We start from the raw sequence: 5,359 nt of genomic DNA, 5'->3' as shown, positions 1-5,359 counted from the left end.
GTCGGCACGAGAAGATCGCGAAAGGGCGGAACATGAGGCTACGCGGCGGCCAGTTCCCCACGGCCGGCCGCCATGTCCACGAAGTCGAGCACCGCGGGCCGTCCCAGCGCCTCGTCGACCCGGCACAGCAGCCGCGCCACGGCTCCGGCGAACAGCGGTGAGGCGTGCACCGACGTACGGAAGTGCCCGGCCGGGCCCTTCCCGGGGCGGCGGTAGAAGCCGCGCGGCCCGTACAGGGCGTCCTGGGCCGCCGCCCGCCAGCCCCGGCCGCCCTCCCCGCTCCCTGCCGTCACCGGTCCCCCTCCTTCGCCCGCACCCTCGTCACCGGCCCAGGTTAGGCGCGCGGATATGCCCGGCCTCCACCTTGCGGAGTACACGCACCGACCGGGGATCGGCCCTCCGGTTGACCCCTGCACGCATTTCACTTCCCTACGCTGGGTTACGTGCAGCGCCTCTATGACTTCCTCCGCAGACACCCGACCTGGGTCGACGGCTTCTGGGCCGTGGTCCTGTTCGGGATTTCGCTCCTTTCCGGAGTGGCTGCGGAGGATTCCCGGGGGACGGACCTGCCCGTCCTCACCGTGCCGGTCATGCTGCTGCTGTCGCTGGTCGTCGCGCTGCGCCGGCGGGTGCCGGAGCGCATGCTGGTCCTCGCCCTCGCCGTGGGCGTGGGACAGCTGATCGCGGACGTGGCGACGGTGCCCGCCGACTTCGCCCTGCTGGTGATCGTGTACACGGTCGCGGCGGTCGGGGCGCGCCGGTACTCCCGCCTCGCGCTGACCGCCGGCCTGTGCGCGGCCCCGCTCGCGCAGTGGCGCTGGCCGAGCGAGGAGACGGGCACGGCGGGCAACCTCGCCCTCATGGTCCTCCAGACCGTGCCCTTCGCCCTGGCCTGGGTGCTCGGCGACTCGATCCGCACGCGCCGCGCGTACTTCGCGCAGCTGGAGGAGCGGGCCGCCCGCCTGGAGAAGGAACGCGCGGCGCAGGCCAAGGTCGCCGTCGCCGCCGAGCGCGCCCGGATAGCCCGCGAGCTGCACGACGTCGTCGCGCACAACGTGTCGGTGATGGTGGTGCAGGCCGACGGCGCCGCCTACGTCCTCGACGCCGCCCCCGACCAGGCGAAGAAGGCGCTGGAGACCATCTCCTCCACCGGCCGGCAGGCCCTCGCCGAGATGCGCCGCCTGCTGGGCGTGCTGCGCACCGGAGAGCACCAGGAGGCCGGGGAGTACGTGCCGCAGCCCGACGTGCGGCAGATCGAGGACCTCGTCGGGGAGTGCCGGGGATCCGGACTGCCCGTGGACTTCAAGGTCGAGGGCACCCCGCGCCCGCTGCCCAGCGGCGTCGAGCTCACCGCCTACCGCATCGTGCAGGAGGCGCTCACCAACGCGCGCAAGCACGGCGGCCCGGGCGTGGGCGCCAGCGTGCGTCTGGTGTACTTCGACGACGGGCTGGGACTGCTGGTGGAGGACGACGGCAAGGGCGCTCCCCACGAGCTGTACGAGGAGGGCGGCTTCGACGGCCAGGGCCACGGCCTGATCGGCATGCGCGAGCGGGTCGGCATGGTCGGCGGAACCCTGGACGCGGGACCGCGTCCCGGCGGAGGATTCCGCATCAGTGTGCTGCTGCCGCTCAAACCCGCGCCCTGACATACGCGCACGCCTTCCGCTGACACCTGTCACAACGCCTGTCGCAACCGCCGTCACGCGCCCGTCACCACCCGCGTGACGAACCGATCACCCGACGACCGAACGGAAGAGGCCCGATGACGATCCGCGTGATGCTCGTCGACGACCAGGTGCTGCTGCGCACCGGGTTCCGGATGGTGCTCGCCGCCCAGCCGGACATGGATGTCGTGGCGGAGGCGGGCGACGGGGTCGAGGCCCTCCAGGTACTGCGGTCCACCGCCGTCGACGTGGTGCTGATGGACGTCCGCATGCCCAAGCTCGACGGTGTGGAGACGACCCGCCGGATCTGCGCGGACACCGACCCGCCCAAGGTGCTGATCCTGACCACCTTCGACCTCGACGAGTACGCCTTCTCCGGGCTGAAGGCGGGCGCCTCCGGATTCATGCTCAAGGACGTGCCGCCGGGTGAGCTGCTCGCCGCGATCCGCGCGGTGCACAGCGGCGACGCCGTGGTGGCCCCGTCCACCACCCGCCGCCTCCTGGACCGCTTCGCGCCGTTGCTGCCCAGCTCCGGCAAGCAGCCCGAGCACGAGCGGCTGGAACGGCTCACCGAGCGGGAACGGGAGGTCATGGTGCTCGTCGCCCAGGGCCTGTCGAACGGTGAGATCGCGGCCCGGCTGGTGCTCTCCGAGGCGACCGTGAAGACCCACGTGGGCCGCATCCTCACCAAGCTGGGCCTGCGCGACCGGGTGCAGGTGGTCGTCCTCGCCTACGAGACGGGTCTCGTGCGGGCCGGCGGACACGGCTGAACGGCCGCCCGCGCGGGGGCCGCGTCGGTAGGGTCTGCCCATGCTCCTGTGGATCAACGGCCCCTTCGGCAACGGGAAGACGCAGACGGCGCACGAGATACGGCGCCGGCTGCCGGGCAGCGTCATCTGCGACCCGGAGTACCCCGGGTTCGGCCTGCACCGCATGCTGCCGCGCGAACTGCGCGGCGACTTCCAGGACCTGCGGTCCTGGCGGCAGGGCGTGGTCGAGGTGCTCGACCTCGTGCTGAGGGAGCACGCCGGAGTGGTGATCGCCCCCATGACGGTCACGGACGCCGGGCACTTCGCGGAGACCGTCGGCCGGCTCCGTGAACTCGGGCACGAGGTACACCACTTCACCCTCCTCGCGGAGCGGGCGACGGTGCTGCGGCGGCTGCGCGGGCGGGGCTTCGGACACCTCCTCGGGGCCGTCCTGGGCCGTGTCGCCCCGCGCCGGGAGAGCTGGGCGGTGCAGCGGCTCGACCACTGCCTGGAGCGGCTGAGCGAGCCGGAGTTCGCCGAGCACCTGTGGACGGACCGCACCACGGTGCCGAAGACGGCGGACCGCATCGCCGTACTGGCCGGACTGACCCTGCGGCCCAACCACGAGGGCCGGCTGCGGACGCGGCTGCGCCAGACGGGGGTCGCCCTCCGGCACATCCGCCGGGACTGACCGCGCGGCGCGTGTTCCTCAGCGCAGGATTCCCTCCAGGAAGTCACTGCCGAGCCGGGCCACGACCGTCACATCGAGCTGGTGCAGCACATAACGCCCCCGGCGGCGGGTGATGATCAGCCCGGCCCTCCTCAGCACGCCCAGGTGCCGGGATATCTCCGGTGCCGTCATGCCGTGCACCTGGGCCAGCTCACCGGTGGTGTACTCGCTGCGGGCCAGGTGGCGGCACATACGCATACGGACCGGGTGGGACAGCGCGGTCATCCGCAGGGCGAGCTGGTCGACCGTGGGCGGGGCGGCCGGTTCGGGGGAGCGGACGGGGTAGTGCAGCACGGGCTGCCATCCGTGCCGGTGCAGCACCATCAGATGCGGCCGGCCGAGGCTGGTCGGGATCAGCAGCAGCCCGCCGTCACCCGTGGCCGTACGGCCGTCGCCCAGCTTGTCCACGGTGATCAGCCCGGCCGCCTCGTCGAGCGTCACAGCGGGGGAGACCGAGGCGAGCGCCTCGGCCGGCCCTCTGCGGCGGAGCAGGTCGGTCTTGAGCCGGGTGCCGGCGGTGAGCTGAGGCCGCAGCCGGTCCCAGGTGTCGGCGAAGAACGCCTCGTCGCAGTCCTGGAGGAACCGCCGCAGCCAGGCCCTGGTCCGCGGCGGGTCGGCGAGCAGCCGCTCGGTGAACCGCAGTTGCCGCGGCCCCCGCGCGGCGGCGAGTTCCAGCGAGCGGCGGCGCAGCCCCTCGTCGGTGAGCGGGCCGGGGCCCGGCAGGCTGTAGGGGAGGGCGCAGGTGAACTCCAGGGCGGCGTCCACGAACTGCTCGTCGGACAGTTTGTCCAGCAGGCCCAGCTCCTCGGCGAGCGTGCCGCCCGGCAGGGCCCCGCCGCCGGGCACGCCGGCGCTCGGCAGGAACAGGTCGGAGAACGTCGTCCGCCACAGGAAGTCCGCCTCGCACATGCGGTCCGCGAGGTGGGGGTCCAGCCGCGCGGTCACGCCGGTGGCCCAGCCCTGGAGCCCGGGGTGGTGTCCCGGCTCGGACAGCGCGTGCAGGGCCATGCCGAGTTCGGCCAGGGGGGAGGGGACGACGGCGATGTCCTCGGGCCGCAGCCCGGCGATGTCGATGCGCACGCCCATACCCACATGGTGCACCCGAAGCCGGCCCCCTCCGGCGTTCGGGGAGCGGGGGTCCGGGGGCAGCGTCCCCGGGGACGGGACGAGAAGGGGCGGCGGAGGCGGAATCAGCCGCGGAGCAGCCGCCGCGCGAACTCCTCCGCCGCCGCCCGCACGTCCCCGGCCGTCCACTCCAGCCCCGCCGCCCGTACGTGCACCTCGGTGAACGACAGCCCCGGCCCCTTCGGATCCCAGTAGTTGGCGAAGAGCATCGCACCCGTCTCCTCCGCCGCCCCGATCGCCACCCCGGCCACGACCTCGGAGTCGTACGGCAGCCACACCTGGAAGTCGAACGTGTGCGGCACCTCGGGGTGGACCCGGAACCAGGGCAGCCCGCCTGCCTCCAGACCCTCGCTCAGCGCGGCGGCCACCACCCGCGCGTGCCGCACGTACTCCGGCAGCCGGGGCAGCTCCCGCTCCAGCCCGATCAGCGCGGACAGCGCGGTCGGGAACTGCTGGAAGACATTGCCCCCGTACCGGTGCCGCCAGGCCCGCGCCTCGTCGATCAGCGTCGCGGGACCGGCGAGCGCCGCACCGCCGAAGGCGTCGAGGGACTTGTAGAAGGACACGTAGACGCTGTCCGCGAGGCCCGCGATCTCCGCCAGAGGCCGGCCGAAGTGCTCGGTGCACTCCCACAGCCGTGCCCCGTCGAAGTGCACGACCGCATCGCGTTCCCGCGCGGCGTCCACCACCTCGGTCAGCTCCTCCCACGTGGGGAGCACGAAACCGGCGTCCCGGAGCGGCAGCTCCAGCATCAGCGCCCCGAACGGCTCCTCGAAGTCGCGCACCTCTTCGGCGGTGGGCAGCCGGGGCTCGTTCGTGATCCGCACCGGACGCAATCCGCTGACCTGGCTGAACGCGTTCCGCTCGTGCACCTCGGGGTGGCCGAGCGGATGCAGGGCGACCGTCGGATCGCCGGTGCGGCCTGCCCAGCAGCGCAGGGCCACCTGCTGGGCCATCGTGCCGGTGGGGAAGAACGCGGCGGCCTCGGTGCCCAGGAGACCGGCGACCCGCTGTTCCAGGGCCGCCACGACACCGTTGCCGTAGATGTCGGAGTCCTCGTCGAGGTCGTACACGCTGCCCGCGGCCTCCAG

At 73.2% G+C, this 5,359-nt stretch carries 5 protein-coding genes and 1 pseudogene; 3 read left to right on the top strand and 3 right to left on the bottom strand.

Features of this window, described 5'->3' with window-relative positions; genetic code table 11:
- Positions 1 to 44: 44 nt before the first annotated feature.
- A pseudogene (locus tag B9S61_RS07355) lies at positions 45 to 293 on the bottom strand (hypothetical protein); the annotation flags it as partial.
- A 150-nt stretch (positions 294 to 443) separates the two neighbouring features.
- On the opposite strand from B9S61_RS07355, the gene B9S61_RS07350 reads away from it, so the two are divergent.
- The 3 genes from B9S61_RS07350 to B9S61_RS07340 all read left to right on the top strand — a co-directional run bounded on the left by B9S61_RS07350 (position 444) and on the right by B9S61_RS07340 (position 3,104).
- Entirely contained in the window at positions 444 to 1,646 is a 1,203-nt protein-coding gene (locus B9S61_RS07350) for a sensor histidine kinase (protein WP_103541515.1), read from the top strand.
- A 116-nt stretch (positions 1,647 to 1,762) separates the two neighbouring features.
- Entirely contained in the window at positions 1,763 to 2,434 is a 672-nt protein-coding gene (locus tag B9S61_RS07345) for a response regulator transcription factor (protein ID WP_103541514.1), read from the top strand.
- A gap of 40 nt (positions 2,435 to 2,474) precedes the next feature.
- Positions 2,475 to 3,104 (top strand): AAA family ATPase, encoded by a 630-nt coding sequence (locus B9S61_RS07340; RefSeq protein WP_103541513.1) that lies wholly within the window; start codon positions 2,475 to 2,477, stop codon positions 3,102 to 3,104.
- 18 nt (positions 3,105 to 3,122) lie between these two features.
- Here B9S61_RS07340 and B9S61_RS07335 read toward each other — a convergent pair whose 3' ends face one another.
- Positions 3,123 to 4,229: a DUF5937 family protein gene (locus tag B9S61_RS07335; RefSeq protein WP_103541512.1), complete on the bottom strand. Its 1,107-nt coding sequence runs from the start codon at positions 4,227 to 4,229 to the stop codon at positions 3,123 to 3,125.
- A 104-nt stretch (positions 4,230 to 4,333) separates the two neighbouring features.
- On the bottom strand, positions 4,334 to 5,359 hold a 1,026-nt coding region (locus B9S61_RS07330; RefSeq protein ID WP_103541511.1), incomplete at its 5' end, for a low specificity L-threonine aldolase.

The sequence above is a fragment of the Streptomyces sp. SM1 genome (assembly GCF_002910825.1).
GTDB classification, from domain to species: Bacteria; Actinomycetota; Actinomycetes; order Streptomycetales; family Streptomycetaceae; genus Streptomyces; species Streptomyces okerensis.
This window is presented reverse-complemented; position numbering and strand designations above follow the sequence as displayed.